The organism is Cyanobium sp. Tous-M-B4 (assembly GCF_024345395.1).
GTDB lineage: Bacteria > Cyanobacteriota > Cyanobacteriia > PCC-6307 > Cyanobiaceae > Cyanobium_A.
Map to the genome: position 1 here is coordinate 367,039 of NZ_JAGQBA010000001.1, position 26,048 is coordinate 393,086.

General features: G+C 64.4%; 27 protein-coding genes, 1 tRNA gene and 1 pseudogene. 13 read left to right on the plus strand and 16 right to left on the minus strand.

Going from position 1 to position 26,048, the window contains the following annotated elements:
- Positions 1–90 precede the first annotated feature (90 nt).
- Both KBY73_RS15105 and KBY73_RS01855 read left to right on the plus strand, forming a co-directional pair.
- Positions 91–502 (plus strand): annotated as a pseudogene (locus KBY73_RS15105) (ATP-binding cassette domain-containing protein); the annotation flags it as partial.
- 211 nt (positions 503–713) lie between these two features.
- A complete protein-coding gene (locus tag KBY73_RS01855; protein WP_254935393.1) occupies positions 714–1,856 on the plus strand; it encodes an HlyD family secretion protein in 1,143 nt (380 codons plus the stop codon).
- Here the strand turns inward: KBY73_RS01855 and KBY73_RS01860 are convergent, their stop codons facing one another.
- From KBY73_RS01860 to gcvT, 5 genes are all read right to left on the minus strand, one after another.
- The gene (locus KBY73_RS01860) at positions 1,857–3,467 is read right to left on the minus strand and encodes a CTP synthase (protein ID WP_254935394.1); all 1,611 of its coding nucleotides are present in this window, start codon (positions 3,465–3,467) and stop codon (positions 1,857–1,859) included.
- Between the two features lie 164 nt (positions 3,468–3,631).
- Positions 3,632–4,108 carry a Dps family protein gene (locus KBY73_RS01865; RefSeq protein WP_254935395.1) on the minus strand — a complete coding sequence of 159 codons (477 nt, stop codon included), beginning with the start codon at positions 4,106–4,108 and terminating at the stop codon, positions 3,632–3,634.
- A 45-nt stretch (positions 4,109–4,153) separates the two neighbouring features.
- Positions 4,154–5,101 (minus strand): RNA polymerase sigma factor, RpoD/SigA family, encoded by a 948-nt coding sequence (locus tag KBY73_RS01870; protein WP_254935396.1) that lies wholly within the window; start codon positions 5,099–5,101, stop codon positions 4,154–4,156.
- Positions 5,102–5,236: 135 nt separating this feature from the next.
- On the minus strand, positions 5,237–7,063 hold the full coding sequence (aspS, locus tag KBY73_RS01875; protein ID WP_254935397.1) for an aspartate--tRNA ligase: 1,827 nt from the start codon (positions 7,061–7,063) through the stop codon (positions 5,237–5,239).
- Between the two features lie 65 nt (positions 7,064–7,128).
- Complete coding sequence (gcvT, locus tag KBY73_RS01880) at positions 7,129–8,241, minus strand: glycine cleavage system aminomethyltransferase GcvT (protein WP_254935398.1); 1,113 nt, start codon at positions 8,239–8,241, stop codon at positions 7,129–7,131.
- Between the two features lie 112 nt (positions 8,242–8,353).
- Between gcvT and KBY73_RS01885 the strand changes: the two genes are divergently transcribed.
- Entirely contained in the window at positions 8,354–8,596 is a 243-nt protein-coding gene (locus tag KBY73_RS01885; RefSeq protein ID WP_254935399.1) for a hypothetical protein, read from the plus strand.
- Between the two features lie 133 nt (positions 8,597–8,729).
- On the plus strand, positions 8,730–9,116 hold the full coding sequence (locus KBY73_RS01890) for a cyclic nucleotide-binding domain-containing protein (RefSeq protein WP_254935400.1): 387 nt from the start codon (positions 8,730–8,732) through the stop codon (positions 9,114–9,116).
- On the opposite strand, the gene speB is transcribed toward KBY73_RS01890, so the two are convergent.
- Both speB and speE read right to left on the minus strand, forming a co-directional pair.
- Complete coding sequence (gene speB / locus KBY73_RS01895; RefSeq protein ID WP_254935401.1) at positions 9,110–9,985, minus strand: agmatinase; 876 nt, start codon at positions 9,983–9,985, stop codon at positions 9,110–9,112. The genes KBY73_RS01890 and speB overlap by 7 nt on opposite strands.
- Positions 9,985–10,854 carry a polyamine aminopropyltransferase gene (gene speE / locus KBY73_RS01900; protein WP_396096482.1) on the minus strand — a complete coding sequence of 290 codons (870 nt, stop codon included), beginning with the start codon at positions 10,852–10,854 and terminating at the stop codon, positions 9,985–9,987. The genes speB and speE overlap by 1 nt, the downstream gene beginning before the upstream one ends.
- A gap of 49 nt (positions 10,855–10,903) precedes the next feature.
- Here speE and arfB point away from each other — a divergent pair, with 49 nt between their 5' ends.
- Positions 10,904–11,353: an alternative ribosome rescue aminoacyl-tRNA hydrolase ArfB gene (gene arfB, locus KBY73_RS01905; protein ID WP_254935402.1), complete on the plus strand. Its 450-nt coding sequence runs from the start codon at positions 10,904–10,906 to the stop codon at positions 11,351–11,353.
- A gap of 68 nt (positions 11,354–11,421) precedes the next feature.
- On the opposite strand, the gene mazG is transcribed toward arfB, so the two are convergent.
- The 3 genes from mazG to KBY73_RS01920 are packed head-to-tail and all read right to left on the minus strand — an operon-like array spanning position 11,422 to position 13,658.
- Positions 11,422–12,234: a nucleoside triphosphate pyrophosphohydrolase gene (mazG, locus tag KBY73_RS01910; RefSeq protein WP_254935403.1), complete on the minus strand. Its 813-nt coding sequence runs from the start codon at positions 12,232–12,234 to the stop codon at positions 11,422–11,424.
- Positions 12,231–12,728 (minus strand): DUF2227 family putative metal-binding protein, encoded by a 498-nt coding sequence (locus KBY73_RS01915; protein WP_254935404.1) that lies wholly within the window; start codon positions 12,726–12,728, stop codon positions 12,231–12,233. The genes mazG and KBY73_RS01915 overlap by 4 nt, the downstream gene beginning before the upstream one ends.
- 3 nt (positions 12,729–12,731) lie before the next feature.
- Positions 12,732–13,658: a lysophospholipid acyltransferase family protein gene (locus tag KBY73_RS01920; RefSeq protein WP_254935405.1), complete on the minus strand. Its 927-nt coding sequence runs from the start codon at positions 13,656–13,658 to the stop codon at positions 12,732–12,734.
- A gap of 21 nt (positions 13,659–13,679) precedes the next feature.
- Here KBY73_RS01920 and KBY73_RS01925 point away from each other — a divergent pair.
- The 4 genes from KBY73_RS01925 (at position 13,680) to KBY73_RS15110 (ending at position 14,535) form a co-directional block, all read left to right on the plus strand.
- Positions 13,680–13,751: transfer RNA gene (locus KBY73_RS01925), tRNA-Val, on the plus strand.
- A 127-nt stretch (positions 13,752–13,878) separates the two neighbouring features.
- Entirely contained in the window at positions 13,879–14,193 is a 315-nt protein-coding gene (locus KBY73_RS01930; RefSeq protein ID WP_254935406.1) for a nucleotidyltransferase family protein, read from the plus strand.
- Complete coding sequence (locus tag KBY73_RS01935; protein ID WP_254935407.1) at positions 14,180–14,434, plus strand: HepT-like ribonuclease domain-containing protein; 255 nt, start codon at positions 14,180–14,182, stop codon at positions 14,432–14,434. Before KBY73_RS01930 ends, KBY73_RS01935 begins: the two co-directional genes overlap by 14 nt.
- Positions 14,435–14,436: 2 nt before the next feature.
- The gene (locus KBY73_RS15110) at positions 14,437–14,535 is read left to right on the plus strand and encodes a hypothetical protein (protein WP_396096412.1); all 99 of its coding nucleotides are present in this window, start codon (positions 14,437–14,439) and stop codon (positions 14,533–14,535) included.
- Between the two features lie 47 nt (positions 14,536–14,582).
- On the opposite strand, the gene KBY73_RS01940 is transcribed toward KBY73_RS15110, so the two are convergent.
- Both KBY73_RS01940 and KBY73_RS01945 read right to left on the minus strand, forming a co-directional pair.
- Positions 14,583–17,207, minus strand: a complete 2,625-nt coding sequence (locus KBY73_RS01940) for an HAD-IC family P-type ATPase (protein ID WP_254935408.1) — start codon at positions 17,205–17,207, stop codon at positions 14,583–14,585.
- An 18-nt stretch (positions 17,208–17,225) separates the two neighbouring features.
- Complete coding sequence (locus KBY73_RS01945) at positions 17,226–17,483, minus strand: hypothetical protein (RefSeq protein WP_106502661.1); 258 nt, start codon at positions 17,481–17,483, stop codon at positions 17,226–17,228.
- Positions 17,484–17,530: 47 nt separating this feature from the next.
- Between KBY73_RS01945 and KBY73_RS01950 the strand changes: the two genes are divergently transcribed.
- Both KBY73_RS01950 and KBY73_RS01955 read left to right on the plus strand, forming a co-directional pair.
- Positions 17,531–17,980: a protein phosphatase gene (locus tag KBY73_RS01950; RefSeq protein WP_254935409.1), complete on the plus strand. Its 450-nt coding sequence runs from the start codon at positions 17,531–17,533 to the stop codon at positions 17,978–17,980.
- Positions 17,980–18,606 carry a 2OG-Fe(II) oxygenase gene (locus tag KBY73_RS01955; protein WP_254935410.1) on the plus strand — a complete coding sequence of 209 codons (627 nt, stop codon included), beginning with the start codon at positions 17,980–17,982 and terminating at the stop codon, positions 18,604–18,606. The genes KBY73_RS01950 and KBY73_RS01955 overlap by 1 nt, the downstream gene beginning before the upstream one ends.
- Here the strand turns inward: KBY73_RS01955 and KBY73_RS01960 are convergent.
- Positions 18,597–18,860, minus strand: coding sequence for a Nif11 family protein (locus KBY73_RS01960; protein ID WP_254935411.1), 264 nt, complete (start codon positions 18,858–18,860; stop codon positions 18,597–18,599). The two genes, KBY73_RS01955 and KBY73_RS01960, sit on opposite strands and share 10 nt — an antisense overlap.
- A 120-nt stretch (positions 18,861–18,980) precedes the next feature.
- On the opposite strand from KBY73_RS01960, the gene KBY73_RS01965 reads away from it, so the two are divergent.
- Complete coding sequence (locus tag KBY73_RS01965; protein ID WP_254935412.1) at positions 18,981–19,805, plus strand: hypothetical protein; 825 nt, start codon at positions 18,981–18,983, stop codon at positions 19,803–19,805.
- Here KBY73_RS01965 and KBY73_RS01970 read toward each other — a convergent pair.
- Complete coding sequence (locus KBY73_RS01970) at positions 19,798–21,024, minus strand: mechanosensitive ion channel family protein (RefSeq protein WP_254935413.1); 1,227 nt, start codon at positions 21,022–21,024, stop codon at positions 19,798–19,800. The two genes, KBY73_RS01965 and KBY73_RS01970, sit on opposite strands and share 8 nt — an antisense overlap.
- The gene (locus KBY73_RS01975) at positions 21,021–22,289 is read right to left on the minus strand and encodes an extracellular solute-binding protein (RefSeq protein ID WP_254935414.1); all 1,269 of its coding nucleotides are present in this window, start codon (positions 22,287–22,289) and stop codon (positions 21,021–21,023) included. Before KBY73_RS01975 ends, KBY73_RS01970 begins: the two co-directional genes overlap by 4 nt.
- 74 nt (positions 22,290–22,363) lie before the next feature.
- On the opposite strand from KBY73_RS01975, the gene KBY73_RS01980 reads away from it, so the two are divergent.
- Positions 22,364–25,150, plus strand: a complete 2,787-nt coding sequence (locus KBY73_RS01980; protein ID WP_254935415.1) for a valine--tRNA ligase — start codon at positions 22,364–22,366, stop codon at positions 25,148–25,150.
- 6 nt (positions 25,151–25,156) lie between these two features.
- Here KBY73_RS01980 and KBY73_RS01985 read toward each other — a convergent pair whose 3' ends face one another.
- A complete protein-coding gene (locus KBY73_RS01985; protein ID WP_254935416.1) occupies positions 25,157–26,017 on the minus strand; it encodes an NAD(P)-dependent oxidoreductase in 861 nt (286 codons plus the stop codon).
- Positions 26,018–26,048 lie beyond the last annotated feature (31 nt).

Here is a 26,048-nt window from a genome sequence, read left to right on the forward strand (position 1 = left end):
GACGACCTCTGCTTCTCCTTCACCCCAGGCGGCGCCCAGGTGTTGCGTCACATCGACTTCACCATCGCCGCCGGTACCTTTGTGGGGGTGGTGGGCCAGAGCGGTAGCGGTAAGAGCACCCTCACCAAAATGCTGGCTCGCCTCTATTCACCAGGCAGCGGCCGGATCCTGATCGACAACTACGACATCGACAAAGTTGAGCTCTATTCGCTGCGGCGCCAAATCGGCATTGTGCCCCAGGAGCCCCTGCTTTTCACCGGCACGGTGGCAGAAAATATTGCCCTCACCGATCCCGATGCCAGCAGTGATTCGATCGTGCAGGCGGCACGGCTGGCCTGCGCCCACGATTTCATCATGGAGCTTCCTGCTGGCTACAGCAGCAATGTGGGTGAACGCGGCGCCGGCCTTTCCGGCGGCCAGCGGCAGCGGCTGGCCCTGGCCCGCACCCTGCTCTCCCAGCCGCGGCTGCTGGTGCTCGATGAAGCAACTAGCGCCCTCGACTACGACACCGAGCGGCGCGTTTGCGACAACTTGCTCGACAACCTCAAGCACTGCACCGTTTTCTTCATCACCCACCGGCTCTCCACCATCCGCCGGGCCGATCTAATCGTGATGATGCACGAAGGATCCATCGTGGAAACAGGCACCCACGATGAGTTGATGGAGCGCCGAGGTCGCTATTACGCCCTTTACCGCCAGCAGGAGGTCAACTGATGTCGATTGTGCGCCGCGCTCAAAACGCTATCGAGCGCCGGGTTCAGACCAGCCATGAGGAGATGGCGCTGCAGCAGTCGCGCTTTTTAGCGCGTGCTATCACCTGGGCCCTAGTGGGCACCACAGCTGCTGGCCTGGCCTGGCTGGCTTTCGCCAAAACCGACGAGGTGGTGGTGGCCTCAGGCAAGCTCCAGCCGATTGGTGATGTCAAAACCATCCAGATGCCGGTGGGCGGTGTGCTGGAAACCATGCTGGTCAAGGACGGGCAGCGGGTGACGAAGGGGCAGGTGCTGCTGCGCCTCGACAACGAGGCCACCCTCGATCGTCAGGGGAGCCTGCGTACCACCATCATCGCCAAGCAGGCCCAGCTGCGCCTCAAGGAGGTGGAGCTGGCTCGCTATCTCAACCTCAACGACACCGAGCAGACGGTGACACGCCAGAACCTGGTGCTTGAAACCGAAATCCTGCAGCGGCTTGAGGTCCTTAAGGCGGTTGGGGCATCTGCTGAGTTGCAGTATCTGCAACAGCGCAACAAGGTGCGTGAGGTTGATGGCGAGCTCGCCAAGCTCAAGGTAGATCGCTTGCGTCAAATTGCGATCATCGAGCAGGCGCTGGAGCAGATCAAAGGAGAGCTGGCCGATCTAGGCAGCAAGCTCACTGAGCTCCAGGTCAATATCCGCTACCAGGATGTGCGCTCCCCGGTGGATGGGGTGGTATTTGATCTCAAGCCAACAGGCCCAGGCTTTGTGGCCCAAGGCAGTGAGCCGGTAATGAAGATTGTTCCCTTTGATGCGCTCCAAGCCAAAGTGGAGATTGAGAGCAGCGATATCGGCTTTGTGCGAGTTGGTCGCCCTGCTGATATCAGTATCGATTCCTTCCCGGCTACCGATTTCGGCGTGCTGCTTGGCACCGTTAAGGGCATTGGCTCCGATGCCTTGCCTCCAGATGAGCGCAACCAGACCTACCGCTTCCCAGCCACGATTGCCCTCGATTCTCAGCAGCTCAAGCTGAAATCTGGCAAGAGCCTGCCTTTGCAGGTGGGTATGTCACTTACGGCCAATATCAAGCTGCGCAAGGTTACTTACTTGCAGCTTTTACTTGGAGAATTTAAAGACAAAACAGATTCACTCAAGCAAATCTGATCAATCTTGCTGCGGCAGGCGCTGCTGGGCGGCCTCGATCAATCCTCGGAATAGGGGGTGAGGCTTGCCGGGGCGGGAGAGAAATTCGGGGTGATATTGGCAAGCTGTGAAAAATGGGTGACTCTGTAGCTCGATTAATTCAACTAAACGGCCATCTGGCGAAGTGCCGCTGATTGTGTAGCCAGATTCGGTGAAGAGACTGCGGTAAGCGTTGTTGAATTCGTAGCGATGGCGGTGGCGTTCGTATACAACCTCGTCGCCATAAAGGCGATGGGCCATCGTGTCTGCAGCTAGGCGGCAGGGGTAAACGCCAAGTCGCATCGTGCCGCCCAGATCAACTACGTCTTGTTGCTCAGGCAGGAGGTGGATCACGGGATGGGGCGTGTCTGCATCAAGTTCGGCGCTGGTGGCACCGGCCAAGCCCGCCTGGTTGCGGGCCCACTCGATCACGGCGCACTGCATGCCTAGGCATAGGCCTAGGAAGGGCACCTGCTGTTCCCGCGCCCAGCGGATTGCCGCCACCTTGCCGTCCACACCGCGGTTGCCGAAGCCGCCGGGCACCACCACCGCATCCATGCCGGCCAGCAGAGCTTCCGCGCCTTGGCTTTCGAGCTGCTCGGCGCATACCCAGTGCAGATCAAGCGAAGCATCCCGATCCAGGCAGGCGTGGCGCAGGGCCTCCACCACCGATAGATAGGCGTCGTTGAGCTGCACGTACTTGCCTACCAGCGCCACCTTCACTGCCGGGCCGGGATGGCGCAGCTTGGTTACCAGCTCCTGCCAGCGGGCCATGTCGCTGTTGTGGTCTGTGAGCTGCAGCACCTCCAGCACCTCGCGGCAGAGCCCCTCCTGCTCCATCGCCAGCGGCACCGCGTAGATGCTGTCGGCGTCCAGGGCCTGGATCACGGCCCGCTGCGGCACGCCGCAGAAGCCGCCGATCTTGCGGCGCAGTTCGTCGCTCACGGGCCGGTCGCTGCGGCACACCAGCACATCGGGCTGGATGCCGATCGAGCGCAACTCCTTCACCGAGTGCTGGGTCGGCTTGGTCTTGAGTTCCCCCGAAACGCCGATGAAGGGCAGCAGGGTGACGTGCACGTAGGCCAGGTCCTGGCGGCCCACATCGCCCCGGAATTCGCGTATCGCCTCAAGAAACGGCAGCGATTCGATATCGCCCACCGTGCCGCCGATCTCGCCGATCACCACGTCGGCATTGCTGTTGGCGGCTACCCGATGGATGCGCTCGCGGATTTCGCGGGTGATGTGGGGGATCACCTGCACGGTGCCGCCGTTGTAGTCGCCGCGGCGCTCCTTGTTGATCACCGACTGGTAAATCGAGCCGGTGGTCACGCTGTTTAGGCGCGACATGGCGGTGTCGGTGAAGCGTTCGTAGTGGCCCAGATCCAGATCGGTCTCGGCGCCGTCCTCCGTGACGAACACTTCACCGTGTTGGTACGGGCTCATCGTGCCCGGGTCCACGTTCAGATACGGGTCGAGCTTGAGGATCGAAACGCTGTAGCCGCGGCTCTTGAGCAGGCGCCCCAGGCTGGCGGCCACGATGCCCTTGCCGATGCTCGACACCACGCCGCCGGTGACAAAGACGAACTTGCTCATATCCCGGTGGCTGACCCTTCAATGTACCGGGCGCTGCCAGCGGGGCTGGCTCCTTGCGGGGTTGGCTGGGTTCGGCGGTCACGCCTGCGGCGCGGGCAACACCGCGCTCACCGCAGCCAACCTCGCAGCGGGCGCCGACCGGCCGATCTCAGCGGCACCAGGGATTACGCCTCGAGCAAGCTGCGCAGCATCCAAGCGGTCTTCTCGTGGATCTGCAGCCGTTGGGTGAGCAGGTCGGCGGTGGGTTGGTCGTTGGCCTCTTCGGCGGTGACCATGACGCCGCGGATGGTGCGGGCTACAGCCTCGTGGCCCAGCACCAGCTCGCGCACCATCTCCAAGGCCGCCGGGATGCCCTGGGTTTCGGCGATTGAGGAGAGCTGGCCGTAGGTGGCACCGCCAAAGGGAGCTGGGCAGCCAAGGGCGCGGATGCGCTCGGCGATGGCGTCTAGGGCGTTCCAGAGCTCGGTGTACTGCCCCATAAACATCAGGTGCAGGGTGTTGAACATCGGCCCGGTGACGTTCCAGTGGAAGCCGTGGGTTTTGGCGTAGAGCACGGTGCTGTCGGCCAGCACGCGGCCCAGACCTGCGGCGATCTCCAGCCGCTGGGCTTCCGGGATGCCGATGTCAATGTCGGTTGCCATGGCAACTTATCCGTAGTGACTTCGTTTTAGCCCGGATGGGCTGGTTTAGTCGAGGCTGCCCAGATAATCCTTCACGCGGCAGCGGTTCTGGGGTTGGCGCAGTTTCAGCAGGGCCCGGGATTCGATCTGCCGCACCCGCTCCCGGGAGAGCTGCATGGCAGCGCCGATCTCAGTCAGGCTGCGGGGAGTGTCGTCTATTAGCCCGAAGCGTTGACGGATCACCTCGGCTTCGCGGCTGCTCAGGTCTTCAAGCAGGGCCTCGAGGTCGTTGTGCAGCTGCTCGCGGGCGAGTTCCTGCTCAGGTGTGCCGTGGCCGTCTTCCAGCAGGTCGCCGAGCTGCATTTCGTGCTCCTTGCCCACCCGGGCCTCCAGGGAGACGGGTTTGGGCAGCTGCAGCAGCATTTCGCGGATCAGCGCTTCGCTGAGATTCAGCTCCTGGGCGATTTCAGCCACGCAGGGCAGGCGGCCTAGCCGGGCGCTGAGTTCACCCTGGGCCCGTTTAATGCGGTTGAGCTTCTCGGTGATGTGCACCGGCAGCCGGATCGTGCGGCTCTGGCTGGCAAGGGCCCGGGTGATGCCCTGGCGAATCCACCAGTAGGCGTAGGTGCTGAAGCGAAACCCCCGGGTCGGGTCAAAGCGCTCCACGGCCCGCTCCAGTCCCAAGGTGCCCTCCTGCACCAGATCCAGCAGGTCCATGCCCCGGCGCTGGTACTTCTTGGCCACTGACACCACCAGGCGCAGATTGGCCTGGATCATCCGCTCCTTGGCCCTTTTGCCTCGGTGCAGGGCCAGTCGTCGCTCTTTGGCGGCCACTTCGTCCAGTTCACCTGCGCCCGGTTCGTCTTTGTCCGGTTCGCCCTGGCGCAGTAGCTGTTCTCGCCGCTGCACCAGCCGGGCCAGGATGAGCTCCTGCTCCTGGGTAAGCAGGTCCACCCGACCGATGTCCTGCAGATAAAGCCGCACCGGATCGGTGCTGGTGGGGGTGTGGGGCACGCCCAATGCATAAGTGGTGCTTCACCGTTGCTGCGCTGGGCAGCTGCGGCGCCAAATGCCCCGTTTTGTTTTGGCTTTGGGTTTTGGTTTTCAGTTTTATTTTTCAGTTTTGGCTTTCAGTTGTGTCTTTGGGCTTCAGCTGTCGTCTTCCTCAACCCAGGTGCTGGCCACATGCAGCTCGTCGAGTTGTTTGGTGGCCACACCGCCAGGGGCGCCGGTCATCAGGCAGCGGGCCTGCTGGGTCTTGGGGAAGGCGATCGTGTCGCGGATCGACTCCTCACCCGCCAGCAGCATCACGATCCGATCTACGCCGTAGGCCAGGCCGCCGTGGGGTGGGGCACCCATGTCGAGGGCGTCCATCAGGAAGCCGAATTGCTGGTTGGCCTCCTTCAGGGGCAGACCAATGGTTTGCAGCACCTGGCGCTGCAGGGCCGAATCATGAATGCGCAGCGAGCCGCCGCCTAGCTCGAGGCCGTTGAGCACTAGGTCGTAGGCCTGGGCGCGGGCCGTGGGCAGGGTGGTGGCCCAGGCGGCGGGGTCTGCCCCAAGGTCGTCTGCGTTGGGGGCGCAGAAGGGGTGGTGCAGGGCCTCGAGGCGGTTTTCGCCGGCGTTGAACTCAAACATCGGAAAATCCACCACCCAGAGGAAATTCCACTGGTCGTTGTCTCGGTCGGCCGGCACCAGGCCGAGCTCGCGGGCCAGAAATTGGCGCACCCGATCGAGGGCCTTATTCACCGTGGCGGTGTCGCCGGCGCCGAACAGCAGCAGGGTGCCGGGGCTGGCACCGGTGCGCTCCAGCAGTTCCGCCTTCGTGGCCTCAGAGAGGTTGTCCTTGATGGCGCCGATCGTGTCGATCTCGCCGCCCTCGCGCACCCGGATGAAGGCCAGGCCGCCTGCCCCAGCCTTCTGAGCCTCGGAAAACACATCGCCGCCGGGCTTGATGCGCACGTTGCTAATGGCGTCGTTGCCACCAGGCACGGCGATGCACTTCACGGAGCCGCCGGCGGCCACTGCGCCGCTGAATACCTTGAAGCCCATGCCGGCCACCAGGTCGGAGACATCGGTGAGCTCCAGGCCATAGCGGGTGTCGGGGCGATCGGTGCCGTAGCGGGCCATGGCCTCATGCCAGCTGAGCCGCGGGAAGGGACGGGGCAACTCCACCCCTTTCACGGCCTTCCAGATCGAGGCGATCAGGGCCTCGTTGAGCTCCAGGATCTGCTCCTGGTCCATGAAGCTCATTTCGATGTCCAGCTGGGTGAATTCCGGCTGGCGATCGGCGCGCAGATCTTCGTCGCGGAAGCAGCGGGCCATCTGGTAGTAGCGCTCCAGGCCGCCCACCATCAGCAGCTGCTTAAACAGCTGGGGCGATTGGGGTAGGGCAAACCACTCACCACCGCAGACCCGGCTGGGCACCAGGTAGTCGCGGGCGCCCTCGGGGGTGGAGCGGGTCAGCACCGGCGTTTCCACCTCGATAAAGCCCTGGTCTTCCAGGAAGCGGCGCATCGCCTGCACGGTGCGGTGGCGCAGGCGCAGGTTGCTGTTCATGCGCTCGCGGCGCAGGTCGAGGTAGCGGTGGCGCAGCCGCAGCTCTTCGCGGGTGTTCTCTTCGTCGTGCACCGACACGGGGAAAGGCAGGTTGCCCTTCACGGCGTTGAGCACGGTGATGGCGCTGGCCAGCACTTCGATGCGGCCGGTGGCTAGTCGGTCGTTGATGGCATCGGCGGGTCGCTCCCGCACCTTGCCTGCCACCTGAATCACCGTTTCGTTGCGCAGGTGCTCCGCTATGGCGAACATCTCGGCGCCATTGTCGGGATCGACAGTGATCTGCACGCTGCCGCTGCTGTCGCGCAGGTCGACAAAAATCACGCCGCCGTGGTCACGACATCGGTCTACCCAGCCGCAGAGCTGCACGGCCTGGCCGCTGGCGTCGTGACGCAGGTCGCCGCATCCGTGGCTGCGCATGCTGAGATCCGGAGTGAATGGGCGATTGTCCCACCCGGTGGCGTCAGCGCCGGGCTGTTCCCGCGTCAGCGCTGATAGAAGGGACGCCTCACCACCAGCGCTGGCTCGGCCTTGCTGCGAATCTGCACCGCCAGCTCGGTGCCCAGCTTGGCGGCGCTCGCTGGTACGTAGGCCAGGGCGATCGCTTCTTCGAGGCTGGGTGACCAGCTGCCGCTTGTGATTTGCCCCACCGGCTCACTAGCCACTGGAGCCCCGGCCGCCAACACCGGGTAGCCATGGCGGGCGATGGCGCGGCCCTGCAGCTTCAATCCCACCAGGCGCCGCTGGACTCCCGCGGCGCTCTGGCGCTCCAGCACTTCGCGGCCAATGAAGGCTTTGGGCATTTCCAGGTGCACCAGCCAGCCCAGGCCGGCCTCCAGGGGTGTGGTGTGCTCGTCCAGCTCGTGGCCGTAGAGGTGCATGGCGGCTTCCAGGCGCAGGGTGTCGCGGGCGCCGAGGCCGCAGGGGCTGACGCCGCTGGCCAGCAATTTGTCCCACAGGAGCAGGCCGTCTGGCCGGTTCAGCAGCAGCTCGAAGCCGTCTTCGCCGGTGTAACCAGTGCGGCCCACAAAGGCGCTGACGCCAGCCAGTTTCAGCTCCCGGTGGCCGAAGCGGGGCAGGCCGCTCAGGTCGGTACCCGCCAACTCCTCTAGCCGGGCGGCCGCCTCCGGGCCCTGCAGGGCCAGCAGCACGCCATCACCCTTGCGATCTTCAACACGGATGCCAAGGGGCTCTAGCTGGCTGCAAATCCAGGCGGTGTCGGCTGCGGCGCAGGCGGCATTGATCACGAGCAGCAGTTCGTGGCACTGGCCATTTGCCTGCCAGCCCCTGTCGTAAACGATCAGATCGTCGCGGATGCCGCCCCGCTCGTTGAGCAGCACCGTGTAGCAGGCCTCGCCGGGGCCAATGCGAAACAGGTCGGTGGGCACCAGAGACTGCAGGGCTTCTTTGGCGCCTGCGCCCCGCAGGGTCAGCACCCCCATGTGGGAGATGTCGAAGATGCCGCAGCGGCGCCGCACGGACTGGTGCTCTGCCACAAAGCCCTCAAATTGCACTGCCATCTCCCAGCCGGCAAAGGGCACCATCCGGCCACCAGCAGCTTGGGCGGCTTCAAACAGGGGGGTGCGTTTTAAACCCATGGCCGGATCCTATGCAGGCCTGCGGAATCAATAAGGAACCTGGAAGATTCGCTGTATTCGCTACCACTTTGACGAAACGTCCATACCTTGAGAGACCAGATCACTCCTTTGGATGGGTCAGCGCCCTTGCTGCCGCAGCTGCCGCCATTGCGCCCCACCCAGTGGCGCTGAATTCGGCTGGTGTCAGCTGCGCCAGCTGCCGATTCATCCCGAATTGGCCCTGGAGCTGTGGTGCCACCACTGGACGGCCCGGCCGCCGCGGCTGCCTGCGATCAGCGCGGAGGCAGTTGCTGGGGGGACACCAGCCCAGCCGAACCAGCAGCTCAGTCTTGAATCAGCTTTTGGCAAAAGCTGAAGAAAATCTGTAATTTGGCCTGGATTCGGGGCTTATTCGGCTTTTGTGCTCGCCATGGCTAGCGGCCTTGGGCGGCAGAGCTGTATTAAGGGATTCTGGTTTCGATTAGGGGGTATGGGGCATGGTGGCTTCGGTGGCGATCACGACCCCGCTGGAGCTGATGGCGGCTCAGGTGGATTGCGAGGTTCTCACTCTGCCCACCGGCTCCAAGGTGTTTTCCAGGGGCTCTCGGGCCGATTCGATTTATGGGGTGCGCCGCGGCATCATCGAAGTGATCGGCGAGAGCGGCGAGAAGCTTTGCTACCGCCCCGGCGAGCTGTTCAGCTATCAGGACATCCTTTGGCGCGACGGCATTTATCGCAACGAAGCCGTGGCCCGTACCCCTGTTGAGATCCTGCGGCTAGATCGCCTGCGCTTCCTCAACTTGCTGCACAACCATCCGACTCTGGCGGTGCTGCTGATCAGCCAGCAGCACGAGCGCCTGCGCGAGCAGCGCACCAGCGGCACCTGCTGCTATTGATCCAGCAGAAACAGCAGGCTGCGCACCACCTTGGCGGCCAGCACGCTGCTCACGCCGGTGGCATCCAGCATCGGCGCCAGCTCCACCACATCGGCGGCCACCAGGTTGTGGTGGCGCAGCTCCTCCACGAGTGCCGCGAAATCACCCCAAAGGAAGCCGCCGGGCTCCGGTGTGCCGGTGCCGGCCATCACCGCCGGATCAAACCAATCGAGATCCACTGTGAGATAAAGCGGCTTGCCCCGCAGGGGCTTGAGCGCCTCGGCCATCTGCTCGATCGCCACTAGCCGGCCCGACTGCCGCAGCTCGGAAAATTCCTCGCGGCTGCCGCTACGGATGGCGATCTGCAGCAGCTGCTGGCTGGGCAGCACCTCCAGGCAGCGGCGCATGGCGCAGGCGTGGCTGTGCTGCGCGCCCAGCCACTCGTGGCGAAGGTCGGCGTGAGCATCGAGCTGCACCAGCACCAGCTCCGGGTGCTGGGCCGCCACGGCCGCCACGGCGCCGGAGCTGATCGAGTGTTCGCCGCCCAGCATCAGCGGCTTGAGACCAAGGGCCAGCACGGCTTCTGTGGCCGCCTTCACAGCCGCCACTACTGGCTCAGGGGCGCCAAAGGGGATATCAACGGCGCCGAGATCGGCGAAGGCCAGGTCTTCTAGGTCGCGATCGAGCTGGGGGCAGTAGCTCTCCAGGCCGCTGCTCACCTCGCGGATTGCCGCCGGCCCGAAGCGGGTGCCGGGGCGGAAGGAGGTGGTGCCGTCGTAGGGCACGCCAAATAGGCCCACCCGGCAGCCGGCCGGATCGCGCTGGCTGGCCATGTAGATGGCGCCGTCGGTGTCAAATAAATCCGTGTCAAACAAATCGGTGTCAAACATCAGCCCAGCTCTCGCTCGATGGCGGCGGGGATGGCGTCGAAGGCGCCGCGCTGCCAGCGGGGACTCCAGATCTCACAGCCACAGTCGACGGCCGCGGCGCGGGCGGGATCCGGCTGCAGATACCGGCGGCCGTCTGTGGCGGCGAACGTCCAGCTCCACCAGCCGCTCGGATACATGGGCACCCAGCCATACATCGGATCGGCGTGGCCAAACACCTCGCGGATCAGGCGCACGGTGTCGATATGCACCGCTCGGAAGGCCTCGGGCGATTCGCTCTGGGTAGCGAACACACCGCCTGGCTTGAGGATGCGGCGGCAGTGCTCAAAGAAGGCCCGGTTGAACAGGCCCTCGGCCGGGCCAGCCGGGTCGGAGCCGTCCACGATGACTACGTCGTAGCTGGCATCGGCGGCATTGGCGGCCCAGGCGATGCCATCGCCGACGGTGAGGTGGAAGCGGGGATCACTCCAGCAGCCGCCGCCGATGCTGGGCAGGTGCTGCTGGCTCCACTCCACCACCAGGCCGTCGATCTCCACCAGGTCGAGGTGCTGCACGCCAGCGTGGCGCAGGCATTCGCGGGCGGTGCCGCCATCACCGCCGCCGATCACCAGCACCCGCTCGATGCTGGCGGCGCCGCACAGGGCCGGATGCACGATCGCCTCGTGGTAGTGGCGCTCCTGGCGCTCGGCCGTCATCCAGCAGCCATCGAGCAGCAGGCCCTTGCCGTAGCGCTGGCTGTCGATGATCGTCACCTTCTGGAAGGCTGAATCTTGTTCGGCGACCACCGTGCCTTCCAGGCCGTAGCGCACGCCGTCGAAGACCTCGTCGATCCAGCCCATGGCCAAAATTTCGCAGGCTCCAGCCTTGCGCATCGCCGGTGTGTTGGCCGTGACAGGCTGATTCCAGGGCTCCCCTGAATCCATGGCTCCCCTGCGCCCCACGGCGGATCTGCGGCTGACCCCAGCGCTGGTGATCGGCGCCGCCGAGCTGGCCTGGCGTTTTTCGCGCTCCTCCGGCCCCGGCGGCCAAAACGTGAACACCACCGATTCACGGGTGGAGCTGGTGTTTGATCTGGCGGCCTCCGCTGCCCTGCCGCCCACGATCAAGGCCCGGGCCCTGGGGCGACTGGAGGGAAAGCTGGTGGAAGGTTGTGTGGTGATTGCGGCTAGTGAGCATCGCTCCCAATGGCAAAACCGGGTGGCGGCCCAGCGGCGCTTGGTGGAATTGCTGCTGGAGGCGATTAAGCCGCCGCCGCCGCCGCGCCGGGCAACTCGGCCTACCCGCGGTTCAGTGCAGCGGCGTCTGGCGGCCAAGAAGCAGCGCGGCGCCATCAAGGGGCAGAGGGGGGCGCGTCCTCAGCCGGAGGATTGAGTTGTTGGCTGGCTGTCCCTAAATCTGTACAGGTTGTACGGAACTTGCGAGGCTGTTGCGCTCAAGGATCAGGGACCTGGCGTTGGCGTGTTTTCAGCCCGGATTTTGGCCTTGGCCTGCTGCCAGAGGCCTTCGAGCTCGCCGATGCTGCGGCCCTTGAGGTCGCCATCTAGGGCTGTCTCCACCCGGGAGAAGCGATCGAGGAAGCGGCGGTTGGTGCCTGCCAGCCCGGCTTCCGGTTCGATGCCGCACCAGCGGGCCACATTCACCAGGGTGAACAGCACGTCGCCCAGCTCCTCCTGGGCATGGCGGCGATCCCCTGAGGCCACAGCTTCTTTGAGCTCGTCGAGTTCCTCGTGCACCTTCGCCCACACCCCTGCCATGTCGTCCCACTCGAAGCCGGCCGCGGCAGCTTGCTTGGAGATCGTCATGGCGCCGGCTAGGGCGGGCTGGCCCCGCACCTTGCCGGCCAGCCGATCGCTGAGGGGGCTGGTGGAGGCGGGTTGGGGTTTCTCGGCGGCCTTGATCTCCTCCCAGCTGGCCGGCTCGCCACCTCCGAACACATGGGGATGGCGGCGCACCAGCTTGGCGCTGATGCCTGCAGCGATCTGGGCCAGATCAAAGCTGCCTGCCTCGCTGGCGATCTGGGCGTGAAGCACCACCTGCAGCAGTAGGTCGCCCAGCTCCTCGGCCAGGTGCTGGTCGTCGCCATGGCGGATGGCATCGGCCACTTCGTGGGCCTCCTCCAGCACGTAGGGCACCAGGGAGGCGTGGGTTTGTGCCAGATCCCAGGAGCAGCCGCCCTCGGGGTCGCGTAGGCGAGCCACCACGGCGATCAGCTCAGCTAGGGCCTCAAGGTGGGCTGGGGTCTGGGAGGTCATCGGCGGCGGCGGCGCAGCAGGCGGGGTAGGCGCGGCATCGGGTCGCCATCTTGGATCAGGTGCAGCCAGCTGCTGGCCTCCAGTCCCACCAGGGCGGCCAGCAGCAGCGGACGCTGGCCCTGCCAGAGCGCCTGGGCGGTAGCCAGGAGCTGCTGGGGTGCTGGCCCACCGAGGGGTTGCAGCAGCAAGCAGCTCAGCAGCAGCAGCGCTGCCAGGTAGGCCAGGCGCCCGCTGGTGCCCAGCAGGGGACTGTGGGAGAGCAGGGAGCGATGGCGCAGCAGGTTGCGGTAGGGCCACCAGAGCAGCCGTAACGGTCCCCAGCGGCGGGTGGGGTTGGAGCGGGTGTCGAGGTCGGGGGAGAGCAGCAGGCCACCCAGCAGAAAGCTCAGGCCGGCCACGCTTACCCCTGCCAAACCCAGCCAGGGCCACCACAGCAGCCCAAAGGGCAGGCTCAGGAGCCAGGTGGCTCGGTCGTGGCTGCGGCCGCTGGCCATCGATCAGCGCCCGGGTGGGCCGATGGGCCGCAGCCGCTCACCGCTGCCATCGCCCGTTCGCCAGCGCCGGTTGATCCAGTAATACTGCTCCGGATAGGCCTGGATCAGGAGTTCGTGCCAGCGGGCTACGGCGGCAAGCTGGTCGCTCAGGGCGGCGGCACCCTGGCCGGGCCACAGCGGTGCACCAACGCTCAACCGAAAGCGGCCGTTGGCTTCCCGCACATGGGCCACGGGAAACAGGGGGCAACCCGATTTCTGCGCAAGGGCCGCTGGCCCTTTGACGAAGTTGGTGCTCAGGCCGAGGAAGTCGACCTGCACTTCCCTGCTGCGGCTGTAAAGGTCGGTCATCACAACGAGGCTGCCGCCGCGGTGCAGGCAGCGCAACATCGATCTGGCATCAGCCTGGGGTATCCAGTTGCAGTAGCTGTTGGCCTGGCGGGCCCGGTTCAGCAGCACGTCGCTGTAGGGGTTGCGGGCGGGGCGATAAACGACAGACGGGGTGTCGAGCTGTTCGCTTAGCCAGCGCAGCCCCAGATCCCAGCAACCCAGGTGCAGCGATCCCACGATCACCCCCTGGCCTTGGCGATGCAGCCGCAACAGTTCGTCGAGCCCCTCCCCCTCGGCGCTGATCAAGGAGGCGTCAACCGGTTGGATGATCGATTCGAGGCAGGAGAGAAAAAAGCTGTTGATCGACTGCTCGGCGATGGCCTCACGCTCTCCCTGGCTGAGCTGCTCGCCATACACCCGCGTCAGGTTGGCGATCGCCGTGGTGTGGCGGCGCCGCAGCAAGGGCCTGGCTAGTCGGTGGGCTTGGGCAATGCCGCGGCCCATGCTGCGGTGGGAGCGCCCCCGCAGCGCCAGCAGCAGCAGCCGCACCCCGAGGGCCTCAAGTTGCCAGCGCAGCTTGCGTTGAAGTGGGGCCTGAGCCATGGGGTGTATTTTGCCTATGGCGCGCGATTAGCTCAGCGGTAGAGCGCCTGCCTTACAAGCAGGATGTCGCTGGTTCGAACCCGGCATCGCGCATTTTTAATCTTTAGGGGCGCAATGTTCCAGGTTCGGATGATTCTCTAGCGACTCAGTCTGGGGACAAAGAGCCCCGGGGGTGAGCTGCAGCTAGTCGCCGCCCAGCAGTTCTGAGCACAATGGATCTATGAGCGTCCTCTTCCCCCAGCCCCAACTCGACGCCATTGCCGCAGCCTGCAAGCGCCACCACGTGGCCCGGCTACATGCGTTTGGCTCGGTGCTCAGGCCGGACTACCGGCCAGGGGAGAGCGATATCGACCTGCTGGTGGAATTCCAGCCGCTCGACGCCTCCAGTCTTTACAAGAACTACTTCGCCTTGCTCAACGACCTTCGGCAGAGCCTGGCCTCTCAAGTTGATCTGGTTATGGCGGATGCCGTGCGCAACCCCTACATCCGGCAGTCGATCGAAGCCAGCAAGCGCCAGATCTATGTCGAAGCGTGATCCCAGTGCCTACCTGAGCGACATCCAGGAGGCGGCGGCAGCCATCCAGGAGGCCACCGGGTCCATCGACGAAGCCACGTACACAGCTACCCGCCTGATCCGCTCTGCCGTGGAACGGGAATTCACCGTTATCGGCGAAGCCCTCAAAGTGATCGCTCAGCGAAATCCAGAGCTTTCGCCGCTATTCCGGAAGGAAGGCAGATCATCGACTTTCGGAACCTGCTCACCCACGAATACCTGAAGGTGAGCGACCGCGTGGTCTGGGGTGCGATCCAGACCGATCTGCCGGTGCTCGTGGAGCACTGCACCCAGCAGCTAGTTCGCCTGTCGCAAAGGCCATGATCGGCGGGCTCGGCATTCCTGGCATCAAGCACTAGCGCTACTAAGGGTTAGCTGTCTAGGCGCTCCGCCAGCCAGGCCACAGGCACCATTACCAGTAGGGCGATGCCGCACACCAGCCACTGCTGGGGCTCTAGGGGGGCGGTGGCGAAGAAGCGGTTCATCCAGCCCAGCTGGCTAAAGCTCAGCTGCAGCACCACCGCTAAGGCGATGCCAGCCGCAAGCCAGGGGGATTGGTGCCAGTGGCGCCATCCCATTTTGCTGGCTTGGCTGATGCTCACCAGATAGGCGATCTGGGCCAGCACCAGGGCCTGGATTGCCATCGTGCGCGCTTGGGCCAGATTGCTGCCGTGGGAGCGGGCCCAGAGGAATACCCCGAAGATGAAGCACCAGTAGAAAACCGACACCAGCAGCACCTTGCGCACCAAGCCGCGGTTGAGCAGGGGCTGGGCCGGTGGCCGCGGCGGCTGCCGCATCAGCCCGGGCGGCCGCGGCTCAAAGGCCAGTGGTACCGACAGGCTGAGGGAGCAAACCATGTTCAGCCACAGCACCTGCAGGGCTGTGACTGGAAGTTCCAGGCCCAGGACCGCCCCCAGCAGGATCGTCATTGAGGCGCTGCCATTCACCGGCAACACAAAAGCCAGGGCTTTGCGCAGGTTGAGGTAGACCACCCGGCCCTCTTCCACGGCCGCTTCGATGGTGGCGAAGTTGTCGTCGGTGAGCAGCATGTCGGCCGCCTCCCGCGCCACCTCGGTGCCGCCTCGGCCCATGGCGATACCGATGTCGGCCTGCTTAAGCGCCGGTGCGTCATTGACGCCATCGCCAGTCATCGCCACCACTTCCCCTTGGCGCTGCAGCGCTCGCACCAGGGCCAGCTTCTGGGCCGGTGCCACCCGGGCAAATACGTCGCTGTCCCTGGCGATTTGGCTCAGCTCGTCGTCGCTGCGCTGATCCAGGTCGCGGCCCTCAATGGCACGGACCCTGCCGTTTTTACCCAGCCCCAGCTGGAGGGCGATGGTGCGGGCGGTCTCTAGGTGGTCGCCCGTGATCATTTTTACGGTCACACCTGCCTGCTGGCAGGCGGCCACGGCGGCCACTGCCTCCGGCCGCGGCGGATCGAGCATGCCTTGTAAACCCAGAAAATCCAGGCCGCCCTCGACCAGCTCGGGGTGCAGCTGCTGAGCTTGATTGCCGCTACTGCCGATCGCAAAGGCCAGCACCCGCTGGCCCCGTACGGCCATGGCTGTTACCGCCGCTTCGATGGCGACGACGTCGAGGGGTTCGGCTTGGCCATCTGGCCTGAGTTGGCGGCTGCAGCGGGCCAGCACCGCTTCAGCCGAGCCCTTAATCAAGATCCGGTTGCCGCCGTGCAGGGTGGCCATGTACTGCTGCTCCGATTCGAATGGAATCGCATCGCGGCGCGGATGGGCCTCAAGGGCCAGCTGCCTGTCCAGGCCTGCGGTTTGGGCTGCCTGCAGTAGGGCCGTTTCGGTGGGGTCGCCCACCAGCCCGTCGCGTTGACTAGGCCGGGCATCGTTGCAGAGCAGCCCCGCCAGCAAGGTTTCGTGTAAGGCCACGTTGGCGGCTGCTTCATTGCCCGGCCCCAGCGCCTCGAGGGGGACCAGGGCGCCGCCGGCGTAGATCTCCTGCACCGTCATCCGGTTTTGGGTGAGGGTGCCGGTCTTGTCGGAGCAGATCACCGTGGTGCTGCCTAGGGCCTCTACGGCCGGCAGCTTGCGGATGATGGCGTTGCGAAGGGCCATGCGGTTGACGCCGATAGCCAGGGTGATGGTCACGATCGCCGGCAACTCCTCCGGGATGGCCCCCACGGCCAGGGCCACGGCGCCATCGAACATTTCGGCTGCACCGCGGCCCCGCAGGATTCCCACCAGGAAGGTGAGCCCGGCCAGCACCAGCACCACCTGCAGCAGGGTTTGGCTGAAGCGGCGAATCTTGCGGGTCAGGGGGGTACTGAGGTTCACCTGCTTCTGCAGGGAGTCGGAGATCTGACCGACTTCGGTGGTGGCGCCGGTGGCCACCACCACTCCCTGCCCTTGGCCGCCACTCACGAAGCAGCCGGCGTAAGCCATACCCACCCGCTCTGCCAGGGGGCTTGCCGCTGCAACGGCCTCGCTGTTTTTAGCGGCAGGCAGGGATTCCCCTGTAAGGCTCGATTCATCGAGCTGCAGGTTGCGGGTTTGGAGCAGGCGCAGATCTGCGGGCACCTTGTTGCCGGCCTCCAGGCACACCAGATCCCCGGGCACCAGCTGCTCCGAGACCAGCCTTTGGCGCCGGCCTTCGCGGACCACTTCCACCTCGGTGCGCACCGAACGGGCCAGGGCGGCAATGGCCGTTTCGGCCTTGCTTTCCTGGATGTACCCAATGGTGGCGTTGATCAGGGTGACGCTCCAGATAACCAGCGCTTCGCCCGGCTCGTGCAGCAGCAACTTGATCGCTCCCACCACCAGGAGCGTGTACAGAAGGGGATCGTGAAATTGCCCTAAAAATCGGCGCCAGACAGGCGGACCACCGCCTGCTTCCAGGGCGTTTGCGCCGTAGCTGAGCAGCCGCTGCTTTGCCTCCAGTTCGGATAGGCCTTGTTCTGGGTGACTACCAAGATCGGCAGCCACCAGGGAAGCCTGGTGACTGTGGGCCTCTGCAAAAGGAATGGGCATGGGCGCTCCGGGGGGGCGTCAGCCTTCTGGGAACAGCAGGCTGGCGAGTTCGTCGGCATCTACGTCGTAGACACGGGCGAGGCTGGTTTCGATGGCGCTGGTCACTTCGCCGGGTAGAAAGCGCATGGCGTTGAGGGCGTCGTCAGCGATCTCGTCGGTGAGCAGGGTTTCTTCGCCGCCGAGCTTTTCGTCGTTGATCACTGCCATTACCCAGCTCTGGTAGGCGTACACGAGATCGCTGAACTCCAAATCGGGGTCGTTGAAGTCGAGGGCCATGGTTGCGGCAGTCGCATGCCTGTGCAGTCTGCCGGCAGCTGGGCAGGATGGCAGGCATGAATGCCATCAACCTGCAGGCAACCCTGTTTGATTTCGCCATTGGCGAGTTGGTGCGGCAGCACCGTGAGAGCTTTCAGCCCCTCTGGACCGCTGATAGCTGGGCCAAGCTGCTGATCTGGCTGGCGCTCAATTGCGGATGCAGCGCTGAGCGTGACTCGCTGGAGGCCTATGCCGAGGCGCTGGGGCCAGGGCTCACCGGCCGCATGCGGCGAATTTTCTTTGAGCGCGAGCTGGAGGATTTGGAGCTGCGGGTGCTTGCCGATCCCGCCGAGCCCCAGGTGTTGGTGCTGCCCTTAGGGCCTGCTGGCCCCCTTGATCATGGGCGGGTGGTGGCGGCGCTGGAGCGGCTGGGTCTGCTGGCAAGGGTCGCGGCGGAGCCGCAGCGCTGGCAGCAGTTGGAGGCGGCCCTGGCCCTTCCCTGGCAGGAGCTCTGCTGATGAATCTGCTCGCTACCTATCGCAATGCCGGCTTCGAGGCCCTCGCCGATGGGGTGATGGCCTTTTATGAGCGCCGCGTTGACCTGCGGCGGCCCGGGGTGGCCTTTGGCCCTGGCGGCAAAACTGAGCCCGCCAAAATTTCCACCGACATCAGCCTGGTGGCCATCGACCGCTCCGATCCTGAGGCCTTCGCCCTGGCGGAGGTGATCCTGCGCGGCGTCACGGCTGGGCTGGAGCGCTACCTGCAGGAGCGGGCCCTCTTTCGCCAGTGCTGCCCGGAGCAGGAATTGTTCGTAAATCCGATCTTCAACCTGCAGCGCTACGCCCCTGGCGAGGGTTTCAAGCGCTGGCACTGCGACTGGACAATCAGCGACGAGGCCACCGAGCCGGTACATCGCGTGCTGGCCTGGATTCTCTATTGCAACGACGTGCCCAAAGGGGGCACCGAGTTTCATTGGCAGGATCACCACGAGCCGGCTGAGCGGGGCAAGCTCGTGATCTTTCCGGCTGGCCCGTCCCACATCCACCGGGGCAGGGTGAGCGAGGAGCACACCAAAACGATCGCTACCGGCTGGATCAATGCCGGCAGCTATCAGAGCTACCTGGCTCGGCTCGCTCAGGCCTGATCAGCTAGCTCCCAGGTTTTGGCGGTCCAGGCCAACTCACCCACATCCCAACCGAGGTTGTCGAAGTTACGCAGGGCCAAGGCGTCGTCGCTGGCAAGCAGCAGCTGAGCAAAGCCTTTCACTAGGGCGGCGGCTTCGATGTTGAGGCCAGCCTGGGCGGCTACCTCTGCTAGACCAGCAGCAGTTGTGACACCGCGCAGCTGGCGTTGCAGATCTTCGTTGCTACGAACTGCGCGCAAGAAATCTTCAACCATGGCTTCGTGGAGCTTTTAAATTAATTTAGGGCCCAAGGTGCAGTGCGAGCACCAGCTTGTGTTCTGCAATACCTGTGGAGGGAGGGGAGAGCTGTAATTCTCATTGAAACGGAATAAACTTTGGCATCTGATCCGCGTCAAATCAAAAAATTGCCTTTGATTAGGTTTTCAGCTGCAAGGCTCAGGCGTCTTCGCAAGGTGCGTGGCGTCTTTATGCAGGTCCTAGTGCTTTGTGCTGTCAAAGTTGCAGTTCATTTTTGTGGTCTTGAGCGAATAAGCGTTAATCAATTGTTTTCGGCTATGGTTGCATCGACTATTTTTTTGTTGGGCTTTTTGTTGAATGGTGTGCTTACCGACTTTAAGGAAAGTGAGAAAATACCTGCTGAATTAGCGACCTCTCTTCAGACGCTCAATTTGGAAATCCAGGCGATTCAGATCTATCACCCTGAGGCTCAGATTGCTCCAGCCCTCTCCGCGGTAACTGGCCTTGGCCAGTCTTTGCTGGATTGGTTGAAGGAGCGGATCAGTACTGAGCAAATGCTGGCGTGCCACACTCAAGCTCATGCAGCGGTGGTGGGTGCTGCGCTGCAGATCAAGGGTGATGCGTCTACTTTGAGGGGAAGGCTTATGCAGGATTTAGCGGTAGTTCTTGCAAAGGTTAATCGGGTCCAAGCCATACGAGATACATCATTTGTGCCGCTTGTCTATTGGATGGCAGACATAGCCGCAGTGCTCCTCTTTGCGGGTTTGGTAATGGCAAAAGCTGAAAACCTTCCCGAGTCTGTATTTTTTCTTGCAGTAATTTCCTTTATTGTAATTTTGTTGTTGCGCTTGATCGACGATATTGATAATCCTTTCGGCCTGTCTGACATAAATTCGGCAGAGGACGTGTCGATCGAATTGTTGGAAAAGGCGGTTGATCGCCTTAGGGTTGCCTCTAAGTAAATTTGTTGGTTTGATGTTGCTCAGGCGGCCATTGCATAGAATATTCCACATGTTGTGGGAAAGGAATTTCGATGTTGTTATTGCGGAAGGCCTGCCAAATCGCCTGGTTCACCTCGCTACAGATGCCCACGTTATCCATCGGGTTGGCAATCCAGAAGCGCAGGCCGTAATTAATGGCGGAGTCGCCATAGTTCAGCAGTAGGGCTTTCGGGGCTGGCTGGGGAAGGACCCTTGCCACTTCCAGAGCTGTGGCCTCGAGCAGGGCAATCACTTCTGCTGGGTTGTGGTGATAGGCGGCGCCAATGCTTACCTGGCTGCGGCGCATGCGGTCGCTAGCGGTGTAGGTGGTGGCCGCCTCGGTGAAGAAGGTCTGGTTGGGGATCAGTAGTTCGGCATTGTCACGATCACGCCAAAGCAAGGTGGCACGCAGTCCAAGACTTCGAACTTCGCAGGGATCGCCGTCGAGCATCAGCACTTCGCCTGGACGTACGGATCCTTCAAACAGCAGCCAGATGCCACTTACAAAGTTGGAAAATACCTCCTTGATGCCAAAGCCCAGGCCTACCGATAGGCCGCCCGCCACGGCAATTAATGCTGTGGTGTTGATGCCTAGGTGCATGGCTACGCCCACCAGCCCCAGGCTCACCACCAGGTAGCGCAGCATCAGCTCCATGGCCTTGCGGCTGCCGTCGCTCAGGCCCAGGCTGCGCTGGGCCAGCCAGGCCACACCGGCCGCCGGTGGTCCGCAGCCCACCAGCACCAGATAGATCACCACCAGGGCGTTGAACAGCTTGCCGAAGCTCACCGACACCCCCAGCACCTCGCCCAGCTGGATCACGGCGATGTCGTTGAAGTTGTCGACCTCCCGGATCAGCAGCAGGGCAGATCCCATCAGGTAGGCCGGCCGCAGCAGCCGGGATTCGAGTTGATGCAGCCGCTGGGGTAGCAGGCTGATTCCGTACCAGCCCAGCCATTGCAGCCCCAGCAGGCTCGCTAGCCCCTGGGGCAGTCCCAGGGCGGCCAGGGCCCCGCAGCCCAAGGCCAGGGCCAATATCCCCACGGGTGTATAGGCGAGCAGCGGCAGCGCCGGCAGCCAGCGGCGGCGCCGCGCCCGTCGGGTGAGCAGCACCACGGCGATCACCAGGCCCAGCTGCAGCAGCACAGTGGGCCGTTCCAGGTAGCCCAGCCAGCCGAAGATCTCCAGCAGCAGCTCTTTCATGGGCGTGCCTGCAGGATCTTGATCAGCTCGGTGCTGGCGCCCTCGGGGCTGCTCTCCCCGAACACCAGCTCGGTCAGCAGGGTCTGCACGCGGGGAAGGCGGGGGTCATTTGTGTGCACCAGGGTCACCAGGCTGTTGGCCTGGAGGCCCTGGTTGGCGGCGGCCACCATGGCGGCCAGCACCTGGGAGCTCTGCACCGGCACGGTGACGAAGCGATTGGCGGGTAGCACCGTCTGGGATCCCAGGGTGAGGGTGCGCTGGGTGAGCGGGTTGACGTTGTAGAGGCTGAAGGCCAGGGCGCGGCGACGCCCCGCCGCGCTCGAGCTGCGGCCCAGGGCCAGCACCCGCAGCCGGTTGATCGGGCTGGCCATGTGACCTTCCCCATCCGGCAGAGGGGCCACCCCGAGGGCGCTCCCCATCACCCGGCGCAGCTGGGGCAGCACGGTGCTGCGACAGGGGATCCAGTCGAGCCGGCCGGCCTTGAATTCGGCTTCGGCGGTTGGCTGGTCGGGGAAGAAGGTGACCCGCTGCTGGTTGCTGGCGTTCTGCATCCAGGCCAGCCAGCCCGTCAGGGCCTGGCGATCGGCCGGGTTGAGCGAGTGTCCCAGCACGGCTTGGTCCATGGCGGGAAGGGCTCCGGTGCTGCCCACGATCCAGAACAGGTAATAGACGTCCAGCGACAGGCCCATGGGGTGACCGTTGGCACTGGCATTGAGCAGCTCCTGCAAGGTCGCCGGCGGTTCGCTCAGGCGCTGGCGGTTGAAGCAGCTCAACTGGGTCTGCACCAGCAAAGGCAAGCCTGCCAGTTGCCCATCCGGGCTGCGCAACCGCCTCACCTCTTCTTCGTTGAAGATGGCCAGTTGGTCCTTGCGGATGGGGAATGGATCCACCAGGCCGGCCTGTCGCAAGCGCAGGGCCGTGTCGCCATTCACCAGCAGCAGATCCGGGGCGAGTCCACTCCGGCTGCGCCGGCGCATGACCTCCACCATCTCATCTTCGGGGTAAATGCCGAACTGAAAATGGGTGTCGGGGTGGATCTGGCGGAATCGCGCTCCCACCTTTACCAATTGATCCTGAAATTGCTCTTTCAGCTCCGCGGTGATGAGCTGGTCTTTGTTGGCTCCGATCGCCACGTAAACCACGTTGGGCCACTCACGGCCCAGGGTGCAGCCCCCGAGGGGGGCGAGCAGGGCCAGGCCGCCCAGCAGGCTGAGCAGGCGGTCGCGCCGGCGTTGGGATTTATGAGCGGCAGGGGGCGGGGCCATGGATGGCACGAGCTAACCCATCATCCCGCTGCGGTGGCTCTTTGCGAGCATGGCCACCCAGCCCCAGCTACGCCGTGACCGACGCCTTGCCCAAGACCTACGACCCGGCGGGCACGGAAAGCCGCTGGCAGCAAGCCTGGGAGAGCAGCGGCGCCTTCCACCCGGATCCCGCTGCCCCCGGCGAGCCCTTCAGCGTGGTGATCCCGCCGCCGAACGTGACCGGCAGCCTGCACATGGGCCATGCCTTCAACACGGCCCTGATCGATACGATCGTGCGCTTCCAGCGCCTGCGCGGCAAAAACGTTCTGTGCTTGCCCGGCACTGATCACGCCTCGATCGCCGTGCAGACGATCCTTGAGAAGCAGCTCAAAGCCGAAGGCAAACGCAAAGAAGACCTAGGCCGCGAAGCTTTTCTGGAGCAGGCCTGGGCCTGGAAGACCGAGAGCGGCGGCACGATCGTGGGCCAGCTGCGGCGCCTGGGCTACTCGGTGGACTGGCAGCGCGAGCGCTTCACCCTCGACGCCGGCTGCAGCGCCGCCGTGATCGAGGCCTTTAACCGCCTGCACGAGCAGGGGCTGATCTACCGGGGCGAATACCTGGTGAATTGGTGCCCCGCCTCGGGATCTGCGGTGAGCGATCTGGAGGTGGAGATGAAGGAGGTGGACGGCCATCTTTGGCACTTCCGCTATCCACTCACGACCGGCAACGGCTTCCTGGAAGTGGCCACCACCCGTCCCGAAACCCTGCTGGGCGATACGGCCGTGGCGGTGAATCCCAAGGATCCGCGCTACGCCGAGCTAGTGGGCCAGACCCTGACCCTGCCCCTGGTGGGCCGCGAGATCCCGATCGTGGCTGACGACCACGTGGATGCGGAGTTCGGTACCGGCTGCGTGAAAGTCACCCCGGCCCACGATCCCAACGACTTCGCGATCGGCCAGCGCCACAACCTGCCGCTGATCACGGTGATGGCCAAGGACGGCTCGATGAACGAGGCCGCCGGCCGCTTCCAGGGCCTCGATCGTTTCGAGGCCCGCCAGGCCGTGGTGGCTGCCATGGAGGAAGGCGGTTTCCTGGCGAAGGTGGAGGACTACCGCCACAGCGTGCCCTTCTCAGATCGCGGCAAGGTGCCGGTGGAGCCGCTGCTCTCCACCCAGTGGTTTGTGAAAACCGAGCCCCTGGCGGCCCGCTGCCGGGAGGCCCTCGAGAACGCCGATCCCCGTTTCGTGCCGGAGCGCTGGAGCAAGGTGTACCGCGACTGGCTCACCGACATCCGCGACTGGTGCATCTCCCGCCAGCTGTGGTGGGGTCACCGCATCCCCGCCTGGTTTGTGGTGAGCGAAACCGGCGGTGCCATCACCGACACCACGCCCTATGTGGTGGCCCGTGATGAGTCAGAAGCCATGGCGAAGGCGGAAGCCCAATTTGGCGGCGGCACCCACGCCCATCCCGTGGTGCTGGAGCAGGACCCCGACGCCCTCGATACCTGGTTTTCCAGCGGCCTCTGGCCCTTCTCAACCCTGGGCTGGCCTCATGCCGATGCTGCCGACCTGGAGCGCTGGTATCCCACCAGCGTGCTGGTGACGGGCTTCGACATCATCTTCTTCTGGGTGGCCCGGATGACGATGATGGCCGGCGCCCTGATGAGTGGCCGGGAAGGTTCTGGAACCCCTTGGATTCCATTCAGAGACGTGTACATCCACGGCCTGGTGCGGGATGAACAGAACCGCAAGATGAGCAAGTCCTCTGGCAACGGTATCGACCCGCTGCTGCTGATTGAGCGCTATGGCGCCGATGCCCTGCGCTTTGCCCTGGTGCGTGAGGTGGCGGGGGCCGGCCAGGACATCCGCCTCGACTACGACCGCAAATCCGACACCTCTGCCACGGTGGAGGCCTCGCGCAACTTCGCCAACAAGCTCTGGAACGTCACCCGTTTCGCCTTGATGAACCTGGGGGGCGAGATGCCCGCTTCGCTGGGCGAGCCGGATCCGGCGGCGCTGCAGCTGGCGGATCGCTGGATCCTGTCGCGGCTGGCGCGAGTCAACCTTGATACGGCTGAGCGCTATGGCAATTACGGCCTGGGCGAGGCGGCCAAGGGGCTTTATGAGTTCGCCTGGAACGAGGTGTGCGATTGGTATGTGGAGCTGATCAAGCGGCGGCTCAACCCAGGTGAAAACCCGAGCCCAGCAGCCCTTGCCGACCAGCGCACCGCCCGCGCCGTGTTGACTAAGGTTCTTGGCGAGTTGCTGGTGATGCTGCATCCGCTGATGCCTCACCTGAGTGAGGAGCTTTGGCACGGCCTCACTGGCCAGCCAGAGAGCAGCTTTCTGGCCCTGCAGAGCTGGCCGGCGCTTGATCAGGCTGCTCTAAACGGCCAGCTTGAAGCCCAGTTTGCCGAGCTGATCGAGGCGATTCGGGTGGTGCGCAACCTGCGGGCTTTGGCGGGGCTCAAGCCCAATCAGAGCGCGCCGGTGTCGTTTGTGACTGGCCGCGTTGAGCTGGCAGCCCTGCTGCAGGAGGCCAGCCCCGACATCACGGCTCTTACCCGAGCGGAAAGGGTGGAGGTGCTCGATCCCGCCGCCGCCGCCGCCAGCCCTGCCGCGCGGGCCCTGGCCGGCGTGAGTGGTGAGCTGCAGGTGCTGCTGCCCATTGAGGGCCTAGTGGATCTCGATGCCTTGCGCGGCCGCCTGGAGAAGGACATCGCCAAGGCAGATAGGGAGATCAAGGGCCTGGCGGGTCGCCTTGCCAATCCCAACTTTGCAGATAAGGCCCCACCTGAGGTGGTGCTGGAGTGCAAGGCAAACCTGGCCGAAGCCGAAGCCCAGGCGGCCCTGGCCCGCAGGCGCCTGGGGGATTTGGGCTGATCTGGCCTAGTCGCAGCCTCCCGTGAGTCGATGCAGGGCGCTGTAGTCGAGGTCGTCTAGGCCGGCTGCGGTGGATCGCTCCAGCAGCTGGGCCAGGCCGCTGAGCCCCTCGCTGTTTATTCCTGCGTCAGCTGCAGCAAGTAAAAACAGTTGCAGGTCCTTGCGTAGATGGGCGGTGGGGAAGTTGGGGTTGACGTAGTCGTCGGCTAGTTCCTTGGCCAGCTTCTTGTCGAAGGTGGGGGCGTAGAGGGCGCTGGCCCGCAGGATCGCCATGAATTTCTCCACATCCACGCCCGCCCTCTGCACCAGGTGCAAGCTGAGGCTGAAGCTATGGGTGAGGCTGGCAATCAATTGATTGAGGGCCAGCTTGGTAGTGAGGGCGGCTCCCACCGGCCCCAGGTGGTGGGAGCCGCCGCCCAGGTGGGCGAGCACGGGCCGGGCCCGCTCCAGGGCCGCGGCGCTGCCGCCGACCATCAGCTGTAAGCAGCCGGAGAGAGCTTCTGGCTTGCTGCCCAGCACCGGCGTCTCCAGCAGTTCGGCACCAAGCTCAGCCAAGCCAGTTGCCAAAGCCTCGCTTTCCCCAGGGGCGATCGTGGCCACTTGCAGCACAAGCTTGCCCGCCAGGGCCATGCCGGCCTGCTCCAGCAGAACGGAGCTGGTGGTGGGGCCGTCGTTGAGCACGGTGATCACCAGCTCGCCGGCGGCTACGGCCTCAGCGGGGCTGGCGGCGGCCCGGGCGCCCAGGGCCAGCAGGGGCTTGCAGCGCTTGGGGTTGCGGTTCCACACCGTGAGCCGGTGGCCGCAGGCCAGCAGCCGCTCGCTGATCGCGCCGCCCAGCAGTCCGGTGCCCAGCAGGCTGATCTCCATTGGCAGGATGGGGTGGCGGCGCTCAAGCTAC